At 66.1% G+C, this 21,106-nt stretch carries 23 protein-coding genes; 12 read left to right on the plus strand and 11 right to left on the minus strand.

The annotated features are described in order from the left end of the window. A complete protein-coding gene (locus P0Y43_RS22740; protein ID WP_275639511.1) occupies positions 1-204 on the minus strand; it encodes a twin transmembrane helix small protein in 204 nt (67 codons plus the stop codon). Between the two features lie 63 nt (positions 205-267). Here P0Y43_RS22740 and P0Y43_RS22745 point away from each other — a divergent pair, with 63 nt between their 5' ends. The 5 genes from P0Y43_RS22745 to P0Y43_RS22765 are packed head-to-tail and all read left to right on the plus strand — an operon-like array spanning position 268 to position 4,154. Next, positions 268-1,008 (plus strand): SURF1 family protein, encoded by a 741-nt coding sequence (locus P0Y43_RS22745; RefSeq protein WP_275639512.1) that lies wholly within the window; start codon positions 268-270, stop codon positions 1,006-1,008. Then, positions 974-1,558 carry a hypothetical protein gene (locus P0Y43_RS22750; RefSeq protein ID WP_275639513.1) on the plus strand — a complete coding sequence of 195 codons (585 nt, stop codon included), beginning with the start codon at positions 974-976 and terminating at the stop codon, positions 1,556-1,558. The genes P0Y43_RS22745 and P0Y43_RS22750 overlap by 35 nt, the downstream gene beginning before the upstream one ends. A 9-nt stretch (positions 1,559-1,567) precedes the next feature. Next, the gene (locus P0Y43_RS22755) at positions 1,568-2,641 is read left to right on the plus strand and encodes a COX15/CtaA family protein (RefSeq protein ID WP_275639514.1); all 1,074 of its coding nucleotides are present in this window, start codon (positions 1,568-1,570) and stop codon (positions 2,639-2,641) included. Then, positions 2,626-3,525 carry a heme o synthase gene (cyoE, locus tag P0Y43_RS22760; RefSeq protein WP_275639515.1) on the plus strand — a complete coding sequence of 300 codons (900 nt, stop codon included), beginning with the start codon at positions 2,626-2,628 and terminating at the stop codon, positions 3,523-3,525. Before P0Y43_RS22755 ends, cyoE begins: the two co-directional genes overlap by 16 nt. Further along, positions 3,522-4,154, plus strand: coding sequence for an SCO family protein (locus tag P0Y43_RS22765; protein ID WP_275639516.1), 633 nt, complete (start codon positions 3,522-3,524; stop codon positions 4,152-4,154). Before cyoE ends, P0Y43_RS22765 begins: the two co-directional genes overlap by 4 nt. A 125-nt stretch (positions 4,155-4,279) precedes the next feature. Here P0Y43_RS22765 and P0Y43_RS22770 read toward each other — a convergent pair whose 3' ends face one another. From P0Y43_RS22770 to P0Y43_RS22780, 3 genes are all read right to left on the minus strand, one after another. Then, on the minus strand, positions 4,280-5,050 hold the full coding sequence (locus P0Y43_RS22770; protein ID WP_275639517.1) for a MetQ/NlpA family ABC transporter substrate-binding protein: 771 nt from the start codon (positions 5,048-5,050) through the stop codon (positions 4,280-4,282). 62 nt (positions 5,051-5,112) lie between these two features. Next, positions 5,113-5,784 (minus strand): methionine ABC transporter permease, encoded by a 672-nt coding sequence (locus P0Y43_RS22775; RefSeq protein WP_275639518.1) that lies wholly within the window; start codon positions 5,782-5,784, stop codon positions 5,113-5,115. After that, the gene (locus P0Y43_RS22780) at positions 5,784-6,791 is read right to left on the minus strand and encodes a methionine ABC transporter ATP-binding protein (RefSeq protein ID WP_275639519.1); all 1,008 of its coding nucleotides are present in this window, start codon (positions 6,789-6,791) and stop codon (positions 5,784-5,786) included. The genes P0Y43_RS22775 and P0Y43_RS22780 overlap by 1 nt, the downstream gene beginning before the upstream one ends. Positions 6,792-7,012: 221 nt before the next feature. Between P0Y43_RS22780 and katE the strand changes: the two genes are divergently transcribed. After that, on the plus strand, positions 7,013-9,148 hold the full coding sequence (katE, locus tag P0Y43_RS22785) for a catalase HPII (protein WP_275639520.1): 2,136 nt from the start codon (positions 7,013-7,015) through the stop codon (positions 9,146-9,148). A 107-nt stretch (positions 9,149-9,255) separates the two neighbouring features. Here katE and P0Y43_RS22790 read toward each other — a convergent pair whose 3' ends face one another. The 4 genes from P0Y43_RS22790 to zur all read right to left on the minus strand — a co-directional run bounded on the left by P0Y43_RS22790 (position 9,256) and on the right by zur (position 12,122). Next, the gene (locus P0Y43_RS22790) at positions 9,256-9,963 is read right to left on the minus strand and encodes a PA5502 family lipoprotein (protein WP_275639521.1); all 708 of its coding nucleotides are present in this window, start codon (positions 9,961-9,963) and stop codon (positions 9,256-9,258) included. 128 nt (positions 9,964-10,091) lie between these two features. After that, positions 10,092-10,874 carry a zinc ABC transporter permease subunit ZnuB gene (gene znuB / locus P0Y43_RS22795; RefSeq protein WP_275639522.1) on the minus strand — a complete coding sequence of 261 codons (783 nt, stop codon included), beginning with the start codon at positions 10,872-10,874 and terminating at the stop codon, positions 10,092-10,094. Beyond that, positions 10,867-11,640 carry a zinc ABC transporter ATP-binding protein ZnuC gene (gene znuC / locus P0Y43_RS22800; RefSeq protein WP_275639523.1) on the minus strand — a complete coding sequence of 258 codons (774 nt, stop codon included), beginning with the start codon at positions 11,638-11,640 and terminating at the stop codon, positions 10,867-10,869. The genes znuB and znuC overlap by 8 nt, the downstream gene beginning before the upstream one ends. Further along, positions 11,637-12,122, minus strand: a complete 486-nt coding sequence (zur, locus tag P0Y43_RS22805) for a zinc uptake transcriptional repressor Zur (protein WP_275639524.1) — start codon at positions 12,120-12,122, stop codon at positions 11,637-11,639. Before zur ends, znuC begins: the two co-directional genes overlap by 4 nt. Positions 12,123-12,140: 18 nt before the next feature. Between zur and P0Y43_RS22810 the strand changes: the two genes are divergently transcribed. Beyond that, positions 12,141-13,094, plus strand: a complete 954-nt coding sequence (locus P0Y43_RS22810; RefSeq protein WP_275639525.1) for a zinc ABC transporter substrate-binding protein — start codon at positions 12,141-12,143, stop codon at positions 13,092-13,094. Between the two features lie 51 nt (positions 13,095-13,145). On the opposite strand, the gene P0Y43_RS22815 is transcribed toward P0Y43_RS22810, so the two are convergent. Then, positions 13,146-14,096, minus strand: coding sequence for a homoserine kinase (locus P0Y43_RS22815; protein WP_275639526.1), 951 nt, complete (start codon positions 14,094-14,096; stop codon positions 13,146-13,148). A 71-nt stretch (positions 14,097-14,167) separates the two neighbouring features. Further along, positions 14,168-14,455 (minus strand): DUF2782 domain-containing protein, encoded by a 288-nt coding sequence (locus tag P0Y43_RS22820; RefSeq protein WP_275639527.1) that lies wholly within the window; start codon positions 14,453-14,455, stop codon positions 14,168-14,170. A gap of 75 nt (positions 14,456-14,530) precedes the next feature. Between P0Y43_RS22820 and polA the strand changes: the two genes are divergently transcribed. Next, positions 14,531-17,278, plus strand: a complete 2,748-nt coding sequence (polA, locus tag P0Y43_RS22825) for a DNA polymerase I (RefSeq protein WP_275639528.1) — start codon at positions 14,531-14,533, stop codon at positions 17,276-17,278. Between the two features lie 362 nt (positions 17,279-17,640). Here the strand turns inward: polA and yihA are convergent, their stop codons facing one another. Further along, the gene (gene yihA, locus P0Y43_RS22830) at positions 17,641-18,270 is read right to left on the minus strand and encodes a ribosome biogenesis GTP-binding protein YihA/YsxC (RefSeq protein ID WP_275639529.1); all 630 of its coding nucleotides are present in this window, start codon (positions 18,268-18,270) and stop codon (positions 17,641-17,643) included. Between the two features lie 115 nt (positions 18,271-18,385). Here yihA and P0Y43_RS22835 point away from each other — a divergent pair, with 115 nt between their 5' ends. From P0Y43_RS22835 to P0Y43_RS22850, 4 genes are all read left to right on the plus strand, one after another. After that, positions 18,386-18,757 carry a c-type cytochrome gene (locus P0Y43_RS22835; RefSeq protein WP_275639530.1) on the plus strand — a complete coding sequence of 124 codons (372 nt, stop codon included), beginning with the start codon at positions 18,386-18,388 and terminating at the stop codon, positions 18,755-18,757. A 31-nt stretch (positions 18,758-18,788) separates the two neighbouring features. Continuing rightward, a complete protein-coding gene (locus tag P0Y43_RS22840; RefSeq protein WP_275639531.1) occupies positions 18,789-19,406 on the plus strand; it encodes a c-type cytochrome in 618 nt (205 codons plus the stop codon). A 196-nt stretch (positions 19,407-19,602) separates the two neighbouring features. Next, positions 19,603-20,235, plus strand: a complete 633-nt coding sequence (dsbA, locus tag P0Y43_RS22845) for a thiol:disulfide interchange protein DsbA (protein ID WP_275639532.1) — start codon at positions 19,603-19,605, stop codon at positions 20,233-20,235. 12 nt (positions 20,236-20,247) lie between these two features. Beyond that, positions 20,248-21,102, plus strand: coding sequence for an endonuclease/exonuclease/phosphatase family protein (locus P0Y43_RS22850; protein WP_275639533.1), 855 nt, complete (start codon positions 20,248-20,250; stop codon positions 21,100-21,102). Positions 21,103-21,106 lie beyond the last annotated feature (4 nt).

A 21,106-nucleotide genomic window follows, 5' to 3' on the forward strand; every position in this document is an offset into this window, starting at 1 on the left:
CTAGAACGGCGCGTGCGAAACCAGCTGCCCGCTGATGAAGCCCCAGGCCACCAGCCCGACCGTCAGGGCCGCCAGGGTGACGCGCACGGTCAGGGCCTTGAGCAAGCGGGTCGACTGGTCGTCGTCCTTGACCAGGAACACCAGCCCACTGAACAGGCTGGCGATGGTAGCCAACAGCATCAGGACGATCGCGGCCTTGAGCATGGCGAAACTCCGGGGGGATGCGGTGATGAGTTCCAGTATAGCGCTCGACCTTGCGAGGCCCCGGTGAAGCCGTTTCGCCCGGGCCTGGCACCGACCCTGGTGGTGCTTGCGCTGCTGCCCGGGCTGATCGCGCTCGGCTGCTGGCAACTGCGCCGGGCCGACGAGAAACGGCAGTTGCTCGACAGCTACGCCGAACGCCGCATCGAGGCGCCGGTGGCGGTCGCGCAACTGCAGCAACTGCCCGACCCGGCCTTCCAGCGCGTGCAACTGCACGGGCGCTTCGACGGCGAGCACAGCCTGCTGCTGGACAACCGCCTGCGCGACGGCCAGGTCGGCGTTGAGCTGCTGCAACCCTTCCACGACCAGGCCAGCGGCCTGTGGCTACTGGTCAACCGCGGCTGGCTGCCGTGGCCCGACCGCCGCGTGCCGGTGCGCTTCGACACCCCGGCGCAGCCCTTGGCCCTCGAGGCGTCGGTGTACGTGGCGCCCGGCAGCACCTTCCAGTTGCACCCCGACCCGGTCGGCGGCCAGTGGCCGCACTTGCTGACCGCCATCGACCCCGCCCCGCTGTGGCAGCAGTTGGGCCGCGAAGGCTTCGCCCATGAGCTGCGCCTGGCACCCGGCCAGGCCAGCTACCGGCTGGACTGGCCGGTGGTCGCCATGGGCCCGGAGAAGCACCTGGGCTACGCCGTGCAGTGGTTCGCCCTGGCGACCGCGCTGGTGCTGCTTTACCTCTATTTCGGTTGGCACAACAACAAGGAGAGCCGCCATGGCCACCGCCACGCATCCAACGGACGTGCCTGAACGCCCGCGCTCCCGCGCGCGCGGGCGCTTGCAACTGATCGTCATCCTGCTGGTGGCGTTGGGGCCGATGATCCTCGCCACCAGCATGTACAAGCTCAAGTTCTGGGTGCCGGACGGGCGCAGCTACCACGGCGTGATGATCGGCAACGGCCAGACCCGCGCCGACCTCGGCATCAGCGCGCCGGACGACGGCTGGCAGTTGCTGGTCAGCGCCCCGCAGGCCTGCGCCGCCGACTGCCAGCAGTTGGTGTACCTGGCCCGGCAGATCCAGGTCGGCCTGGGCCGCGACGCCAGCCGCGCCAGCCACGCGCTGGCCGCCGCGCAGCCGCTGGCGGGCGACTACCAGGCGCTGCTGGAGCGCGAGTACCCGCAGTTGCAGCGCTACCCGCTGGACGCCCAGCGCTACGGCCAGCACGTCAGCGAGCCCGGCTCGCAGCTGTGGATCGTCGACCCGCACGGCAACCTGGTGCTGCGCTACGACGCCAAGGTCAAGGGCAAGCAGGTGCTCGACGACCTCCGCCACCTGCTCAAGCTGTCCAACATCGGCTAGGAGCCCCTCATGGCCAGACCCGGATACCGCCTCGCCGTGTTCGCCACCTTGCTGGCACTGCTGGTCGTGCTGCTCGGTGCCTATACCCGCCTGACCCACGCCGGCCTCGGTTGCCCCGACTGGCCTGGCTGCTACGGCTTCATCAGCGTGCCCAAGACCGACGCGCAGCTGGCGCATGCCGAGCTGCACTTCCCCGAGCACCCGGTGGAAGAGGCCAAGGGTTGGGCGGAGATGGTCCACCGCTACTTCGCCGGCACCCTGGCGTTGGTGATCGCCTGGCTGGCGTTGCAGGCCGTGCGCCGGCATGCCCGCGATGGCGCGCCTTACCGCCTGCCGGTGCTGCTGCTCGGCGTGGTGCTGGCGCAGGCGGCCTTCGGCATGTGGACGGTCACCCTCAAGCTGTGGCCACAGGTGGTCACCGCGCACCTGCTGGGCGGGTTCACCACCCTGAGCCTGCTGTTCCTGCTATCGCTGCGTCTATCCCGGGCCTTTGCGCCGTTGCCGAAGCTGCCGCTGAGCGTGCGCCGGGTGGCGGCGCTGGCCTTGCTGGTGGTGATCGGGCAGGTCGCCCTGGGCGGTTGGGTCAGCGCCAACTACGCGGCGGTGGCCTGCATCGACCTGCCTACTTGCCACGGCCAGTGGTGGCCAGCGGCGGACTTCAGCAACGGCTTCCACCTCACCCAGCACGTCGGCCCCAACTACCTGGGCGGGCAGCTGGACAGCGACGCGCGCACGGCCATCCACATGAGCCACCGGCTCGGCGCGCTGATGGTGATGGGCGTGCTCCTGCTGCTCAGCTGGAAGCTGCACCGCAACGGCCTCACTGGTCTGGCCCGGCTGGTGCTTTTGGCGCTGGCCGTGCAGGTGAGCCTGGGCATCAGCAACGTGCTGTTCCACCTGCCGCTGGGCGTGGCCGTGGCGCATAACGCCGGCGGCGCCCTGTTGCTGCTGAGCATGGTGCTGGTGAACTACCGCATCCGCGTGGTCGACAAGGTGCGTGTCGGCCAGGGCTGGCGCCTGCGGCCGGTGGCCAGCGTGGGCATTTCCCATCACATGAGGAACGACTCGTGGCGACGCTTCTAAGTGCGCGCCGGCAACGGGCCGGCTGGCGCGACTACCTGGAGCTGACCAAGCCCAAGGTGGTGGTGCTGATGTTGATCACCTCGCTGGTGGGCATGTTCCTCGCCACTCGCGCGGGTGTGCCATGGGGCGTGCTGCTGTTCGGCAACGCCGGCATCGGCCTGTGCGCCGGCGGCGCGGCGGTGGTCAACCATGTGGTCGACCGGCGCATCGACGCGCTGATGGCCCGCACCCACAAGCGCCCGCTGGCCGAAGGCCGGGTGGCGCCGTTGCCGGCGCTGCTGTTCGCCCTGGCGCTGGCGCTGGCGGGCATGGCCCTGCTGCTGGCGTTCACCAACGCCCTCACCGCCTGGCTGACGCTGGCCTCGTTGCTCGGCTACGCGGTGCTCTACACCGGCTTTCTCAAGCGCGCCACGCCGCAGAACATCGTGATCGGCGGCCTGGCCGGGGCGGCGCCGCCGCTGTTGGGCTGGGTGGCGGTCAGCGGGCACGTGAGTGCCGAGCCGTTGCTGCTGGTGCTGATCATCTTCGCCTGGACGCCGCCGCACTTCTGGGCCCTGGCCATCCACCGCAAGGAGGAATACGCCAAGGCCGACATCCCGATGCTGCCGGTGACCCATGGCGAGCGCTACACCAAGCTGCACATCCTGCTGTACACCCTGGTGCTGCTGGCGGTGAGCCTGCTGCCGTATGCCATCCACATGAGCGGGCCGCTCTACCTGGCCTGCGCCCTGGCCCTGGGCCTGCGCTTCCTGCAATGGGCCTGGGTGTTGTACCGTGGCACTCGGCCGCACGCCGCGATCGGCACCTTCAAGTACTCTATCGGCTACTTGTTCCTGCTGTTCATCGCGCTGCTCGTTGACCACTACTTGTTGTTGAACCTATGACCCGAACCCAGAAAACCGTCTTCATCCTCGTCGCCCTGGTCGCGTTGATCCTGGGCCTGACCGTCAACAAGGTGCTCAGTGGCCGCGGCCAGGCCAACCCGGCCGAGCTGATCGACGCCGGCATCATCCTCCTGCCCCAGAGCCGCACCGTGCCCGAGGTGAAGATGACCAACCAGGACGGCCAGCCGGTCGCGCTGGACCAGCTCAAGGGCAAGTGGTCGCTGTTGTTCTTCGGCTATACCTACTGCCCGGACATCTGCCCGACCACCCTCGCCCAGCTGCGCCAGGTGAAGAGCGAGCTGCCCAAGGAGGCGCTGGCGCATTTGCAGGTGGTGCTGGTGAGCGTGGACCCGAACCGTGACACGCCGAACCAGCTCAAGCAGTACCTGGGCTATTTCGACAAGGATTTCGTCGGGCTGGCGGGCTCGATCGAGGACACCCAGAAGCTGGCCAATGCCTTGAGCATTCCGTTCATTCCGGCCGATACCAGCAAGCCGGGGTACACCGTGGACCACAGTGGCAATCTGGCCATCGTCGGGCCGGATGGGCGCCAGCGTGGCTTCATTCGGGCGCCGTTCAACAACCAGAAACTGGTGGCGCAGTTGCCGGGGCTGGTCGGCCGCGACTGACCCCGAAAGCATCGCGGGGCAAGCCCGCCCCTACCGGTACGGCACTGATTCTGAATGCAGTGCCGTACCGGTAGGGGCGGGCTTGCCCCGCGATTGGGCCGCATAGCGGCCCCGTCGATACCGGCTTAGAACGCCGGGATCACCGCACCCTTGTACTTCTCTTCGATGAACTTCTTCACCTCGGGCGAGTGCAGCGCCGCGGCCAGCTTCTGCAGGTCGGCGGAGTCCTTGTTGTCTGGGCGCGCGACCAGGATGTTCACGTAAGGCGAGTCGCTGCCTTCGATCACCAGGGCGTCTTTTTCCGGGTTCAGCTTGGCTTCCAGCGCATAGTTGGTGTTGATCAGCGCCAGGTCCACCTGGGTCAGCACGCGCGGGATGGTGGCCGCTTCCAGCTCACGGAACTTCAGGCCTTTCGGGTTCTCGGCGACATCCTTCACGGTCGACAGGATGTTCTTGTTGTCCTTGAGCTTGATCACGCCGGCCTTGTCGAGCAGCAGCAGGGCACGGCCGCCGTTGGTGGCGTCGTTGGGGATCACCACGGTGGCGCCCGAGCCCAGCTCGTCGAGCTTCTTGATCTTGGCCGAGTAGGCGCCCAGCGGTTCCAGGTGCACGCCGGCGACGCTCACCAGTTGGGTGCCCTTGGCCTTGTTGAACTCATCCAGGTACGGCTGGTGCTGGAAGAAGTTGGCGTCCAGGCGCTTCTCGGCCACTTGCACGTTCGGCTGGATGTAGTCGGTGAATTCCTTGACCTTCAGCTCCACGCCTTCCTTCGCCAACTGCGGTTTGACGAAGTTGAGGATCTCGGCGTGCGGCACCGGGGTGGCGGCGACGGTCAGGGTGTCGGCGTTGGCCGAGAAGGCCGCGACGGCGGCGGCGATGGCGAGCAGCTTCTTCATGGATCACTCCTTGTGAGGGCCGCGGGGCCCCCGAACGGGTCGGCCCAGCGACCCGGTTGGGCTTACTTACGGGAAAAATGCACGACCAGCTTGTCGCCGACGCTCTGCAGGATCTGCACGAGCACCAGCAGCAGGATCACCGTGACGATCATCACGTCGGTCTGGAAGCGTTGGTAGCCGAAGCGGATGGCCAGGTCGCCCAGGCCGCCCGCGCCCACCACGCCGGCCATCGCGGTGTATGACACCAGGGTGATGGCGGTGACGGTGATCGCCGCGAAGATGCCCGGCCGGGCCTCCGGCAGCAGGGCGTTGGTGATGATCTGGCGGGTGGTGGCACCCATCGACTGGGTCGCCTCGATGATGCCGCGGTCGACCTCGCGCAGGGCGGTTTCCACCAGACGCGCGAAGAACGGCGTGGCGCCCACCACCAGCGGCGGGATGGCACCGGCCACGCCCAGCGAGGTGCCGGTGATCAGCACGGTGACCGGGATCATCACGATCAGCAGGATGATGAACGGCAGCGAGCGCAGGATGTTGACGACCAGCGACAGCAGCGCGTACACGCCCTTCTGCTCGAACATCTGCCGCGGCCCGCAGAGGAACAGCAGCACGCCCAGCGGCAGGCCCAGCAGCACGGTGAACAACAGCGAGCCGAACAGCATGATCAGGGTATCGCCGGTGGCCAGCCAGATTTCGGCCCAGTCGACGTTGGCGAAGAAATTCAGGGCGTCCATCAACGCAGTACCTCCATATGCACGTCCGCGGCCTTGAAGCGCTCGAACGCCGCATCGATGTTGCCGCCGGTGACGGCCAGGGTCAGTTGCCCGTAGGGCACGTCCTTGATGCGGTCGATGCGCCCGGCGAGGATGCTGTAGTCCACGCCGGTCTCGCGGGCGACGGTGCCCAGCAGCGGCGCGTAGGTGGCGTCGCCCTGGAAGGTCAGGCGCACGATGCGGCCCGGCACGTGGGCGAAGTCGTCGCGCTGCTCGCGTTCGTCGACCTGCTCGTCTTCCTGGACGAAGCGCTTGGTGGTCGGGTGCTGTGGGTGCAGGAACACCTCGGCCACCGGGCCTTGCTCGACGATCTGCCCGGCGTCCATCACCGCCACGCGGTCGCAGACCCGGCGGATCACGTCCATCTCGTGGGTGATCAGCACGATGGTCAGCTTCAGCTCGCGGTTGATCTCGGCCAGCAGTTGCAGCACCGAGGCGGTGGTTTGCGGGTCGAGGGCGCTGGTGGCCTCGTCGCACAGCAGGATCTTCGGCTGGGTCGACAGCGCCCGGGCGATGCCCACGCGCTGCTTCTGCCCGCCGGACAGCTGGGCCGGGTACTTCTTCGCGTGGTCCGACAGGCCCACGCGGGCCAGCAGCTCGGTGACGCGCTGGTCGATTTCGCTGCGCGACAGCTCGCCGGCCAGGGTCAGCGGCAGGGCGACGTTGTCGGCGACGGTCTTGGAGGCGAGCAGGTTGAAGTGCTGGAAGATCATCCCGACCTGCTGGCGGAAGCGCCGCAGTTGGTTGGCGTCGAAGGCGGTGACGTCTTCGCCGTCGACGATGATCTTGCCGCCGCTCGGGGCCTCGAGGCGGTTGATCAGGCGCAGCAAGGTACTCTTGCCGGCGCCGGAGTGGCCGATCAGGCCGAACACCTGGCCATTGTCGATGGTCAGGCTGGTCGGGTTGAGGGCCGGGATATCCCTACCCGCGACGCGGTAGGTCTTGTGGACGTGTTGGAACTCGATCACTGAGCGAACCTTGTGGGGCGCATGGAAGTTGGGTCAGCGGTTAGCCGGGCGCGCATTTTAGCCTTTTCCCATAGCGGTTCTTAGCATTTATTTCGTAACGGGCCCAACGATCCGGCATAACGCGACAACCGGTAATCCCGATTGAACGCCTGCCAGAGCGCTCCAGTCACTACAGGAACAAGCCCTGAACGGGCAGCCTGAAGAGATGAGGAGAGCCGACCATGCCCAGCAAGAAGCCCGAGCCCCCCAAGACCACCCCGCTCGCCGGCACCGACACCCCGGACAAGGCCAACACCAATGCCAAGTTGCAGAGCCTGGAGGCGTTCCGTAGCGACGCCACCGGCCAGGCCCTGCGCACCAACCAGGGGGTCAAGGTCGCCGACAACCAGAACTCGCTCAAGGCCGGCGCGCGCGGCCCTTCGCTGCTCGAAGACTTCATCATGCGCGAGAAGATCACCCACTTCGACCACGAGCGGATCCCCGAGCGCATCGTGCATGCCCGTGGCACCGGCGCCCACGGTTACTTCCAGAGCTACGCCGACCACGGTGAGCTGACCAAGGCGGGTTTCCTGCGTGACCCGGAAAAGACCACCCCGGTATTCGTGCGCTTTTCCACGGTGCAGGGCCCGCGCGGCTCCGGCGACACCGTGCGCGATGTGCGTGGTTTCGCGGTGAAGTTCTACACCGACGAGGGCAACTTCGACCTGGTGGGCAACAACATGCCGGTGTTCTTCATCCAGGATGCGATCAAGTTCCCCGACTTCGTCCACGCGGTGAAGCCCGAGCCGCACAACGAAATGCCCACCGGCGGCTCGGCCCATGACACCTTCTGGGACTTCGTCTCGCTGGTGCCGGAGTCGGCGCACATGGTCATGTGGGCGATGTCCGACCGCGCGATCCCGCGCAGCCTGCGGATGATGGAAGGCTTCGGCGTGCACACCTTCCGGCTGATCAATGCCCAAGGCGTGGCCAGCTTCGTCAAGTTCCACTGGAAGCCGCGCCAGGGCGTGCACTCGGTGCTGTGGGACGAGGCGCAGAAGCTCGCGGGCAAGGACACCGACTACCACCGCCGCGACCTGTGGGAAGCCATCGAGACCGGCGACTACCCGGAATGGGAGCTGGGTGTGCAGATCGTGCCCGAGGCCGACGAACACGCCTTCGACTTCGACCTGCTCGACCCGACCAAGATCATTCCCGAGGAACTGGTGCCGGTCACGCCGTTGGGCAAGATGGTACTCAACCGCAACCCCGACAACTTCTTCGCCGAGACCGAGCAGGTCGCCTTCTGCCCAGGGCATATCGTGCCCGGCATCGATTTCACCAACGACCCGCTGCTGCAGGGCCGGTTGTTCTCCTACACCGACACGCAGATCAGCCGCCTGGGCGGGCCGAACTTCCACGAGATCCCGATCAACCGGCCGCTCGCGCCGAACCACAACAGCCAGCGCGATGCCATGCACCGTATGACCCTCGACAAGGGGCGCGCCTCCTACGAGCCCAACTCCATCGATGGCGGTTGGCCGCAGGAAACCCCGCCGGCGGCCGAGGACGGTGGCTTCGAGAGTTACCAGGAGCGTATCGACGCGAACAAGATCCGCCAGCGCAGCCCGTCGTTCGCCGACCATTTCTCCCAGGCACGGCTGTTCTTCCAGAGCATGAGCGCCACCGAGCAGCAGCACATCGTCAAGGCCTACAGCTTCGAGTTGGGCAAGGTGGAGCGTGAGTACATCCGTGCGCGCGAGGTGAACGAGGTGCTGGCCAACATCGACCTGAAGCTGGCGGCGGCGGTGGCGGCCAACCTCGGGTTGCCGGCGCCGAAGGCCGGGACGGTCAAGGTCAAGGGCTCGAAGCCCGCGAAATCGGCGGCGCTGAGCCAGATGAACCTGCCCGGCAGTGTCGGCATCAAGGGGCGCAAGATTGCCTTGCTGGTGGCCGATGGCGTGGATGGCGCCAGTGTGGACCGGCTGGTCAAGGCCTTCGAGGCGCACAGCGCACGGGTGCTGCTGCTGGGGCCAACCAGCGCGCCGGTGCAGACCGCCGAGGGCAAGCCGTTGCCGGTGGATGCATCGATGGAGGGCATGCCGTCGGTGATGGTCGATGGGTTGTGGCTGCCAGCCGGCAAGATGGCGCTGGAAGGCAGCGGCCTGGCGCGGCATTACCTGCTGGAGGCCTACAAGCACCTCAAGCCTATGGGGGTGGCCAAGGAGGGCAAGGCGTTGTTGAGCGCGTTGGGCCTGAAGGAAGACAAGGGGATAGTGCTGGGGGATGACAAGCAGGCCGTGGAGGCCTTCGCCAAGGTGCTGGAGCGGCATCGGGTGTGGGAGCGGGAAGCGGCGGCGGAGGTGGTTCCGGCGTAGGGCTGCTGCGCAGCCCAATCGCGGGCAAGCCCGATCAGGTTCAGCGCAGTCCGTGAGAACGGCGCTGAACCTGGAGCGGGCTTGCACCGCGATGAGGCCCTTGAGCGCTACCGCTGATGCGGTACCAACACCACTTGCGCCGGTAACGAGCGCTGAATCTCATGCGTCTGTTTCAACTCGAACCCACTGTCGAGCTTGCGCACTCGTTTCTCCAGCAAGGCCTTGAGCCATGGCGCATCATCGGTGCGTGGCACCTGGAACACCACTTCGCAGCCATAACTCACCACATCGGCGGCGATGTCATCCAACTGCCGGCGCATGGCCCGGCTGTCGGTGGTCTTCAACGCGATCACGGTGCTCGGTGCGGTCGGGTCCAGCACGCGTGCCACTGGCTTGGATTCCGCGGCCTTCAGCGCCGCTTCGGCTTTTTCCAGTTCCGCCCGGCGTGCCTGGGCGACCGCATCGCCACCCACCAGCGCCGGCGCCTGCGGCATCAGGGCACGGGCGCGGGCCAGGGCGGTGGCGGCGGCGTTGACGTCACCCTTTTGCAAGGTGACCTGGCTGCGTTGCAAGTAGGCTTCGGCCAGTTGGCGTTGATACTGCTCCAAACGCCCGTCGCTGGGCGACTGGGCCTGCAGGCTGGCGAGCTGGTCCTCAGCGGTGGCCAGCTCGTTGCTGGCGATGCTTTGCTGCAACTGCTGCCAGGCATCGGGCTGGGCTGGCACGGCCGGCTGCTCCACCGGGGCGCTGGAACAAGCGGCCAGGATCAGGGAAAAAGCGGCAACAAGCAGATAACGGGAGGCGAACGGCTTCATTCCTGCGACTCTCTATTTGCGCAAAAAGCGAGCAAGTCTACACCCAGGTGCGCACGCTCGAAAACAAGTCTTACAGACCCTTTACGGGCGAAAAGGTTGCAAGATGCGCCAGCGCGCACCCTGCTATTTCAGCGTTTCGGCAGGGCCAGGCTCAGCAAGAATAGCACCGCCGCACAGACCACGATCGACGGGCCGGCCGGGGTGTCCTTGTACCAAGACATCGCCAGGCCGCCGCACACCGCCACCACCCCGACCAGGCTGGCGCCCACGGCCATCTGCTCCGGCGAGCGGGCATGGCGCTGCGCCGTGGCCGCCGGGATGATCAGCAGCGAGGTGATCAACAACACCCCGACGATCTTCATCGCCACGGCGATGACCACCGCGATCAACAGCATCAGCGCCAGGCGCAGGCCCGCCACCGGCAGGCCCTCGACCGTCGCCAGCTCCTCGTGCACGGTCACGGCGAGCAGTGGGCGCCATAGCGCGGCCAGCAACGCCACCACCAGCACGCTGCCGCCGAGAATCCACGTAAGGTCCGTCGGGCTGATCGCCAGCAGGTCGCCGAACAGGTAGGCCATCAGGTCGATGCGCACATCGCGCATGAAGCTCAGCACCACCAGGCCCAGCGACAAGGTGCTCGGCGCGAGGATACCGAGCAGGGTGTCGGAGGCCAGTGGCTGGCGCCGTTGCAGGGTCACCAGCAGGATCGCCAGCAGCAGGCAGCCGACGGTCACCGCCAGGGTCGGGCTGACGTCCAGCGCCAGGCCCAGGGCCACGCCGAGCAGGGCGGCGTGCGACAGCGTGTCGCCGAAATAGGCCATGCGCCGCCACACCACGAAGGACCCCAGGGGGCCGGCCACCAGCGCCAGGGAAAGACCGGCAAGCAGGGCGTAGAGAAGAAAATCAGCCATGCTTGCAGTGCTCTCCATGGACATGGGCGCCGGGGGCGATCACCGACCCGTGCAGGTCGTGGCTGTGATCGTGATGGTGGTGGTAGATGGCCAGGCTCGGGGCGTTCTGGCCGAACAGCTCGACGAAGGCTGGGTCGCCGCTGACCTGCTCGGGGTGGCCCGAGCAGCACACGTGGCGGTTCAGGCACACCACCTGGTCGGTGGTGCTCATCACCAGGTGCAGATCGTGGGAAACCATCAGCACGCCGCAGTTGTGGCGGTCGCGCAGGCGGGTGATCAGGCCGTACAGCTCGGCCTGGCCAGCCACGTCGACGCCCTGCACCGGCTCGTCCAGCACCAGCAGCTCAGGCTCGCGCAGCAGCGCCCTGGCCAGCAGCACGCGCTGCATCTCGCCCCCGGAAATGGTCTGGATGGGGCTGTCGATCACGTGTTCGGCGCCCACTTCGCCGAGCGCCGACAGCGCGGCGGCGCGGTCCACGCCCGGCACCAGGCGCAGGAAGCGCAGCACCGACAGCGGCAGGGTGGCGTCGACCTGGATCTTCTGCGGCATGTAGCCGATGCGCAGGCGCGGCTTGCGCCAGACCGTGCCGCGGTGCGGCTTGAGCAGGCCGAGCACGGCGCGCACCAGGGTGGTCTTGCCGGCGCCGTTGGGGCCGATCAGGGTGACGATCTGGCGCGGCGCCACTGCCAGGTCGATGCTGTCGAGCACCGCTTCGCCGGCGAAGGTGACGCCGACCTGCTCCAGGCGGATCAGCGCGTCGCTCATGCCGCGCTCCGGCAACTGGCGCACAGGCCGACCACTTCGACGGTCTGCGTTTCGACCTGGAAGCCCACGGCCTTGGCGCTGCTGACGATGGCGCCGCTGATGCTCTCTTGCTCCAGCTCGATGGCCACGTGGCACTGGCGGCAGATCAGGAACTGGCCCTGGTGCTTGTGCTCGGGGTGGCTGCAGCCGATGAAGGCGTTGAGCGAGGCGATGCGGTGCACCAGGCCGTTGTCGAGGAGGAAGTCCAGCGCGCGGTACACGGTGGGCGGCGCGGCGCGGCGGCCGTCCTGCTCGCTGAGCACGGCGAGGATGTCGTAGGCGCCCAGCGGCTTGTGGCTTTGCCACACCAGCTCCAGCACGCGGCGGCGCAGGGCGGTCAGGCGCAAGCCTTGGCGCGCGCACAGGGCATCGGCCTCGGCCAGGGCGCTGTGGACGCAATGGGAATGATCGTGGGGACGGTGGGCCAGCGGCGTGATGGACATGGGCGGCGACGGTTATCGATGGAGACGTTATTATGTTACCCGTTTCTGACAAGCCGAGTATTCACCGTGTCCCGATTCCTTGTCCTGTTTGTCGCTTTTATCACGTTCTCGGCCCAGGCCGAGGTGCGCGTGCTGACCAGCATCAAGCCGCTGCAACAGATTGCCGCCGCCGTCCAGGAAGGGGTCGGCAGCCCTGAAGTACTGCTGCCGCCGGGCGCTTCGCCGCACAACTACGCGCTGCGCCCTTCCGATGTGCGGCGGGTGGCCGACGCCGACCTGCTGTACTGGGTCGGGCCGGACATGGAAGGTTTCCTGCCGCGAGTGCTGGGTAGCCGCACCAAGCCGACGGTGGCCGTGCAGTCGCTGGCAGACATGAAGCTGCGCCGCTTCGGCGAAGACAGCCACTCCCATGAGGAAGACCACGACGACCATGATCACGACCACCGCCCGGGCACGCTCGATGCGCACCTGTGGCTGTCGTCGGTCAACGCCCGGGTGGTCGCGGCGAAGATGGCCAGCGACCTGGCGGCGGCCGACCCGGCCAATGCCGCGCGCTACCAGGCCAACCTCAAGGCCTTCGGCGAGCGCCTGGATGCCCTGGACCTGCGCATCAAGGCGCGCGTGGCGGGCATCGCCGGCAAGCCGTACTTCGTGTTCCACGAGGCGTTCGATTACTTCGAGGCCGAGTATGGTTTACGCCATACCGGGGTGTTCAGTGTCGCGTCGGAGGTGCAGCCGGGGGCGCAGCATGTCGCGGCGATGCGCAAGCGCTTGCAGGAGGTTGGCCCGACCTGCGTGTTCAGCGAACCGCCGCTGCGCCCGCGCCTGGCCGAGACGTTGACGGCGGGGCTGCCGGTGAAACTGGCGGAGCTGGATGCGCTGGGCGGGACGGACCCGGTGGATGGCAAAGGCTACGAGCGTTTGCTGGAGAAGCTGGGCAATGACCTGGTGGGTTGCCTGGAGCATCTCTAGCGCCTGACCCGGCCCTATCGCGGGGCGAGCCCCGCGATAGGGCCGCCGCGCTTACAGCGCGAACGGCAACTTCAACGCCACCTGCTGGCGCTGTGCCAAACGCAACTCGAACTCGCTCGGGTCATGGATCATCACATCCATCCCGGCGAACGCCTGGGCGGCGATCAAGCGCGACAGCCAGAAACGCACGCAACCCACCCGCAGCATCACCTGCCACAGCTCGGCCTCGGCGGCGGTGAACGGCCGCAGCGCGGCGTAGGCGCCCAACAGCGCCTGGGCGCGCGGCAGGTCGATGCCGCCCGCTTCGTTCAGGCACCAGTCGTTCACGGTGATGGCGATGTCGTACAGCATCGGCCCGGAACAGGCATTGTAGAAGTCGATCAACCCCGTCAGGTGAGTCCCTTCGAACATCACGTTGTCGCGGAACAGGTCGGCGTGCAGGTTGGCCCGTGGCAGGGCGAGGATCTGCGCCTTGTGCGCGGTGATCTCGTCCAGCGCCGGTTGCAGCAGCGCCACCTGGCGGGCGTCGAGCCCGGCCAGCAGCTCGGCGCCGGACGCCAGCATCCAGTCCAGGCCACGGTCGGTGCGGCGCTCGATGATGCGCTCGCGGGTGGCCAGGTGGATGTGCGCGAGCAACTCGCCGACCTGGGCGCAGTGCTGGTTGTTCGGTGCCTTGACGTGCTTGCCCGACAGCCGTGGCTGCAGCAGCGCCGGCTTGCCGCACAGTTCGCGCAGGCCATGGCCGTCGCGGTCGCGCACGGCGTAGGGCACGGGCATGTCGGCGTCGTGCAGCACGTCGAGCAGCTCGATGAAGAAGGGCATGTCTTCAACTGGCCCGCGCTCGATCAGCGTCAGGACGAACTCACCCTTTTCCAGGCTGACGAAGAAATTACTGTTTTCGGTACCGGCGGCGATGCCCTGGAAATCGAGCAGGCGGCCCAGCTCATACGGCGCCAGAAAGGTTTCCAGCTCAGGCCGGGTCACAGGGGTGAAGACTGACATGTTGAAAAGTTGCCCGTGCGGGCACTTCCACCCGGAAGTGCCGGTTGATAAGAACGATACGCGTTACTAGCTTACCATTCGAAAATCTTCCAGGACGGAATCAGCATGTCCGGCTGGTCGGATCGAATGAAATTGCCATCGGAGCCATCGGCGCGTACCAGGAAATACGGCTTGCCGTTCTTCGGCGTGATCTTGATCGCATACAGGAAACCGTTTTGACGGTACTCCTGGATGGTTCGGTCGCCTTCCGTGCGAATGGTTACCTCGGGATCGGCCGAGGGCGCGTCGTCCGCCGCCAGGGTGACGACCGGCATGGTTGCCAACAGGCCGAGCAGTAACAGGCGAATGGGTGTACGCATGATAACCTTGTCCCTTTGTCGTCAATGAGTCTGGCTATTCTAGCGCCGGACCCGCCGAAAAGGTTGATTCTCCTCATGAGCCAAGCGCCCCTCGTCCTGGTGGACGGTTCGTCCTACCTCTACCGCGCCTTCCACGCGCTGCCGCCGCTGACCACCTCCAAGGGCATGCCCACCGGTGCGGTCAAGGGCGTGCTGAACATGCTCAAGAGCCTGCGCAAGCAGTACCCGGACAGCCTCTTCGCGGTGGTCTTCGATGCCAAGGGCGGCACCTTCCGCGACGCCATGTTCGCCGAATACAAGGCCAACCGCCCAAGCATGCCGGATGACTTGCGCGTCCAGGTCGAGCCATTGCACGCCAGCGTCAAGGCCCTGGGCTACCCGCTGCTGTGCGTCGAAGGCGTCGAGGCCGACGACGTGATCGGCACCCTGGCACGCAGCAGCGCGGCCCTGGGGCGCCCGGTGATCATCTCGACCGGCGACAAGGACATGGCCCAGCTCGTGGACGGCCACATCACCCTGGTCAACACCATGACCGGCAGCGTGCTGGATATCGCCGGCGTGCACGAGAAGTTCGGCGTCGGCCCCGAGCACATCATCGATTTCCTCGCCCTGATGGGTGACAAGGTCGACAACATCCCTGGCGTACCGGGCGTCGGCGAGAAGACCGCGGTGGGCCTGCTGACCGGCATCGGCGGCGGCTTGCGCGAGCTGTACGAGAACCTCGACAAGGTCCCGGGCCTGGCCATCCGTGGCGCCAAGACCCTGCCGGCCAAGCTCGAGGAGCACCGCGACGCGGCGTTCCTGTCGTACGAGTTGGCGACCATCAAGGTCGATGTCGAGCTGGACATCACCGTCGATGCGCTGGTTTGCGGCGAACCCGACCGCGAGGCGCTGCTGGCGCTGTACACCGAGATGGAATTCAAGAGCTGGATCGCCGAGGTGCAGCGCGATGCCGCCAAGGCCGGTGATGCGTTTGAACCGACCGAGGCCCCGCAGGAGGCGGTCGAGGCGAAGTACGAAACCATCCTCGACCCGGTGCGCTTCGACGCCTGGCTGGCGAAACTGCGCCAGGCGCCGCTGTTCGCCTTCGACACCGAGACCACCAGCCTGGACGCCCAGCAGGCGCAACTGGTGGGCCTGTCGTTCGCCGTCGAACCCTTCGAGGCCGCCTACGTGCCACTGGCCCACGATTACGAAGGCGCGCCGGCGCAGCTTGACCGCGACACCGTGCTGCTGGCACTCAAGCCGCTGCTGGAGGACCCGGCCAAGGCCAAGGTTGGGCAGAACGCCAAGTACGACATCAACATCCTGGCCAATGGCACCCCGGCCATCCAGATGCGCGGCGTGGCCTACGACACCATGCTCGAATCCTACGTGCTGGATTCCACCGCCACCCGCCACGACATGGACAGCCTGGCGCAGAAGTACCTCGACCACACCACCATCGCCTTCGAGGACATCGCCGGCAAAGGCGCCAAGCAGCTGACCTTCAACCAGATCCACCTGGACAAGGCCGGCCCCTACGCCGCCGAGGACGCCGACATCACCCTGCGCCTGCACCATGCCTTGCAGGCGCGTTTGGCCAAGACGCCGAGCGTGCAGCCGGTGCTGATGGACATCGAGATGCCGCTGGTGCCGGTATTGGCGAAGATCGAGCGCCAGGGCGCCCTGGTCGATGCCGACCTGCTGAGGGTGCAGAGCGGTGAGCTGGGCGTGAAGATGGCCGAGCTCGAGCAGAAGGCCTTCGAGCTGGCCGGCGAGGTCTTCAACCTGGGCTCGCCCAAGCAGTTGGGCACGATTCTCTACGACAAGCTGGGCATGCCGGTGCTGAGCAAGACCGCCAAGGGCCAGGCCTCCACTGCCGAAGCGGTGCTCGCCGACCTCGCCGCCGAAGGCTACCCGCTGCCCACGGTGCTGATGGAATACCGCTCGCTGAGCAAGCTCAAGAGCACCTACACCGACAAGCTGCCGGAGCAGATCAACCCGCGCACCGGGCGCATCCACACCTCCTACCAGCAGGCCGTGGCCGCCACCGGGCGGTTGTCGTCCAGCGACCCGAACCTGCAGAACATCCCGATCCGCACCGCTGAGGGCCGGCGTATCCGCCAGGCCTTCGTCGCCAGTCCCGGCTATAAATTGCTGGCTGCCGACTATTCGCAGATCGAGCTGCGCATCATGGCCCACCTGGCCAAGGACGAAGGCTTGCTGCACGCCTTCCGTAACGACCTGGACGTGCACCGTGCCACCGCCGCCGAGGTGTTCGGCGTGGCCCTGGAGAACGTCACCCACGACCAGCGCCGCAGCGCCAAGGCCATCAACTTCGGCCTGATCTACGGCATGAGCGCGTTCGGCCTGGCCAAGCAGATCGGCGTCGACCGCAAGCAGTCGCAGGACTACATCGACCGCTACTTCGCCCGCTACCCTGGCGTGCTGGCCTACATGGAGCGCACCCGCGCCCAGGCCGCCGAGCAGGGCTTCGTCGAAACCCTGTTCGGCCGACGCCTGTACCTGCCGGACATCAACGCCAAGAACCCGGCCCTGCGCAAGGGCGCCGAGCGCACCGCGATCAACGCGCCGATGCAGGGCACCGCGGCCGACATCATCAAGCGCGCCATGGTAGCGGTGGACAACTGGCTCAGCGACAGCGGCCTGGATGCGCGGGTGATCTTGCAGGTGCACGACGAACTGGTGCTGGAAGTGCGCGAAGACCTGGTGGAGCAGGTCCAAGATGAAATTCGCCCTTACATGAGCAACGCTGCGCAGTTGGATGTGCCGCTGCTGGTGGAAGTGGGCATTGGTGCGAATTGGGACGAAGCTCACTGAATGAGCCGGGAAACAGGGGTAGGATCTGCGGCGTGGTGTCGCGGATCCGGGGCTGGCCCCCTGCCATTAGTTCCGGAGTTTCATGAAACTATCGCAAATAGTTTTCAGCGCCTCGGAACTAAACCGGTGAAGCGAAACTCAGAGTAACTGAATGGCTGGTGAAGCCTTTCGATGCTCCTATGTTGTGTTAAGTGTTGGCAGATATCTGGACCCCGCCCTAGCGGTCCGGACTTGGACCCCGAACTTCCCCCTCCCCATATGAAGTCCGGGGTTTTTTTTGCCCGCAATTCAAGGTCCGAACACGGGCTGCGCACCCCACGAGGGCGCGGCAAGCCCGCGCCCGCAGGGGAGATGCCGTTGCTTCAGGCCGGCTTGTCTTCCAGCTCCATCCACCCTGCCAGCACCTTGTACGCCTCCTCCAGCCCCAGGCGCTTGGGCGCCGAGAACAGCTGGATGGTCACGCCATCGCCCCAGCCTTTACGAATTTCCGACTGCACCTTGAGCAGGGTGTTCTTGCCCGCGCCGTGGGTCAGCTTGTCGGCCTTGGTCAGCAGGATGTGCATCGGCATGCCGGCGGCAGTGGACCAGTCGAGCATCATCTTGTCGAAATCGGTCATCGGGTGGCGCACGTCCATCAGCAGGATCACCCCGCGCAGGCACTCGCGGCCGCCGAGGTACGCTTCCAGGTGGTGCTGCCAGTGCTGCTTGAGCGGAATCGGCACTTTTGCATATCCGTACCCCGGCAGGTCGACCAAACGCCGTTCATCGTCCAGACTGAAGAAATTCAAAAGCTGGGTGCGGCCGGGTGTCTTGGAGGTGCGCGCCAGGCTGGCGTGGGTCAGGGTGTTGAGGGCGCTGGATTTACCAGCGTTGGAGCGGCCAGCGAAAGCCACCTCGTAACCCTGGTCTTCCGGGCATTGTTCGACCTTGGCGGCGCTAAGGGCGAATTTGGCTTTCTGGCAGAGGCCGAGGATGGGGTTCTTGACTTGCATGGGATATCCGATGTGGGTGTTGCCTGGTCCAGGCACCAACGTTTCCGTTTGGAGGGCGGAAGTATATAATGCCCCAGTTTTTGTGTGCGAATTCTCCCAGCGAAGGGGAAGTCGCATGGGGTGTCGAACAATAGCTCGCGCAACAGAACGCAGCGCGGCCCCCAACCCTGAAAGGTCGTTCCGCAAGGCGAAATGGCTGCTCGCTGTCGGTGTGTTCCTACCGTTTTTCAGCGCTCAGGCTACACAGGATCCCGAGGCGTTGTACAACCGCACGTGTGCGGCCTGTCACGCCGGGCAATTGCCGCAGGCCCCGAGGATGGGCGATGCGGCCGCATGGGAGCCACGGCTGGCGCAAGGTGTGGATGTACTGGTGGCGCATGTTACCCGGGGTTTCAAGGCTATGCCGCCGCGTGGATTGTGCATGGACTGCAGTACCGAGGACTACCGGTCGGTCATCCTCTGGATGAGCGGCAGTCCCGATACATAACATTTCACCCTTAGCCGTGTTGGATTAGCTGATGAACAAACTATTCGTGAGTCTGCTGTTGACCATGGGGGTTGCAGGTGCGGCGAGTGCTGCGCAGCCCATCGAAGGCGATGCCGCTGCCGGGCAGGCCAAGACCGCCGTCTGTGGCGCCTGCCACAACCCTGACGGCAACAGCCTGGCGCCGAACTTCCCGAAACTGGCCGGCCAGGGCCAGCGCTACCTTGAGAAACAACTGCACGACATCAAGTCCGGCAAGCGCACGGTGCTGGAGATGACCGGCATGCTGGCCAACTTCAGCGAGCAGGACCTGGCCGACATCGCCGCCTACTTCGCCAGCCAGAAAGGCAGCGTCGGCGCGGCCGATCCGAAGCTGGTCGAGCGGGGCCGGGCACTGTTCAACGGCGGTGACCTGGAGAAAGGCATGCCGGCCTGCACCGGTTGCCACTCACCCAATGGCGCGGGCATCGCCCTGGCCGGCTTCCCGCACCTGAGCGGGCAGCACGCGCAGTACGTCACCAAGCAGCTCACTGACTTCCGCGAAGGCAACCGTACCAACGACGGTGACGCCATGACCATGCGTTCGATCGCCGGCAAGCTGAGCAACAAGGATATCGAGGCGTTGGCCAGTTATATCCAGGGGTTGCATTAATACGGCGTGAGCCTATGCCGGCTCCATCGCGGGGCGTTAACACTCGGTTAATGCACCCGCGTTAAAGATGCAGCAACGGGCGGCCCGGGCCGCCCTTTTTTCTGCCCGTAGCCGTTACACTACAGAACTCAGCCCTTCCCGACCGGTCACAGCACAGGTCGCGCCGGGGCGACTCATGACTGCTCAGGAGTAAAGCATGCGTAAACTGATTCTCAGCGCCACGCTGGTCGCCGCCAGCGTATTCGGTATGGCTTCGGTGCAGGCCGCAGAGCCTGTCGCCGGCAAGGAATATATCGAGCTGAGCAACCCGGTGCCGGTCTCCCAGCCGGGCAAGATCGAAGTCGTCGAGCTGTTCTGGTACGGCTGCCCGCACTGCTACCACTTCGAGCCGACCATCAACCCCTGGATCGACAAGCTGCCGGCCGACGTCAACTTCAAGCGTATCCCCGCCATGTTCGGCGGCCCATGGGACGCCCACGGCCAGATGTTCCTGACCCTCGAAGCCATGGGCGTCGAGCACAAGGTGCATGCCGCGGTCTTCGACGCCATCCAGAACCAGCGCAAGCGCCTGACCGACCCGAACGACATGGCCGACTTCCTCGCCACCCAGGGTGTGGACAAGGACAAGTTCCTCGCTACCTTCAACTCCTTCGCCATCAAGGGCCAGGTCAACCAGGCCAAGGAACTGGCGAAGAAGTACGAGATCACCGGCGTTCCGAGCATGGTGGTCAACGGCAAGTACCGCTTCGACCTGGGTACCGCCGGTGGGCCGGAAGGCGTGCTGAACGTCGCCGACCAACTGATCGCCAAGGAGCGCGCCGCTAAGTAAGCGGCGATCGCCATGCGCCGCTTGCGACCCGTGCGTGGCGTTGGCCTGCACCAGCCGCAGGTCAACGAGCATCACCTGCGGGCCCCTGGCCTGCCGGAAGATGGTCGCCTGCGGCTGCTCAGCTTCAATATCCAGGTGGGCATCAGCACCGAGCGCTACCGCCATTACCTGACTCGCAGCTGGCAGCACCTGCTGCCGCACAATGGGCGGGCCGGCAACTTGCAGAAGATCGGCCAACTGCTCGGCGACTTCGACCTGGTGGCCTTGCAGGAAGCCGATGGCGGCAGCCTGCGCTCGGGCTACGTCAACCAGGTCGAGCACCTGGCCCACCTCGGTGCCTTCCCCTACTGGTACCAGCAGCTCAACCGCAACCTCGGGCGCTTCGCCCAGCACAGCAACGGCGTGCTCAGCCGCCTCAAGCCCCGCCACCTCGAAGACCACCCCCTGCCCGGCCCGGCCGGTCGCGGGGCGATCCTGGTGCAGTTCGGCGACGGCGACGATGCGCTGATCGTGGTGATGATGCACTTGGCCCTCGGCGCCAAGACCCGCGCCCTGCAACTGGCTTACATCCGCGAGCTGATCGGCGGCTACCGCCACCAGATACTCATGGGTGACATGAACACCCACGCCACCGACCTGCTCGACCACTCGCCCCTGCGCGACCTGGGCCTGATCGCGCCGCAGGTCGAGGCGACCTTCCCCAGCTGGCGCCCGCAGCGTTGCCTGGACCACATCCTGCTCAGCCCGAGCCTGACCCTAGAGCGGGTCGAAGTGCTGGCGCAGCCGATCTCCGATCACCTGCCGGTGGCGGTCGAGATCCGATTGCCGGATGCCCTGGCCCTGGATACCCTGCCCATCGTGAGCTAGATCT

It is taken from the genome of Pseudomonas entomophila, from assembly GCF_029193575.1.
Classification (GTDB): Bacteria; Pseudomonadota; Gammaproteobacteria; order Pseudomonadales; family Pseudomonadaceae; genus Aquipseudomonas; species Aquipseudomonas entomophila_G.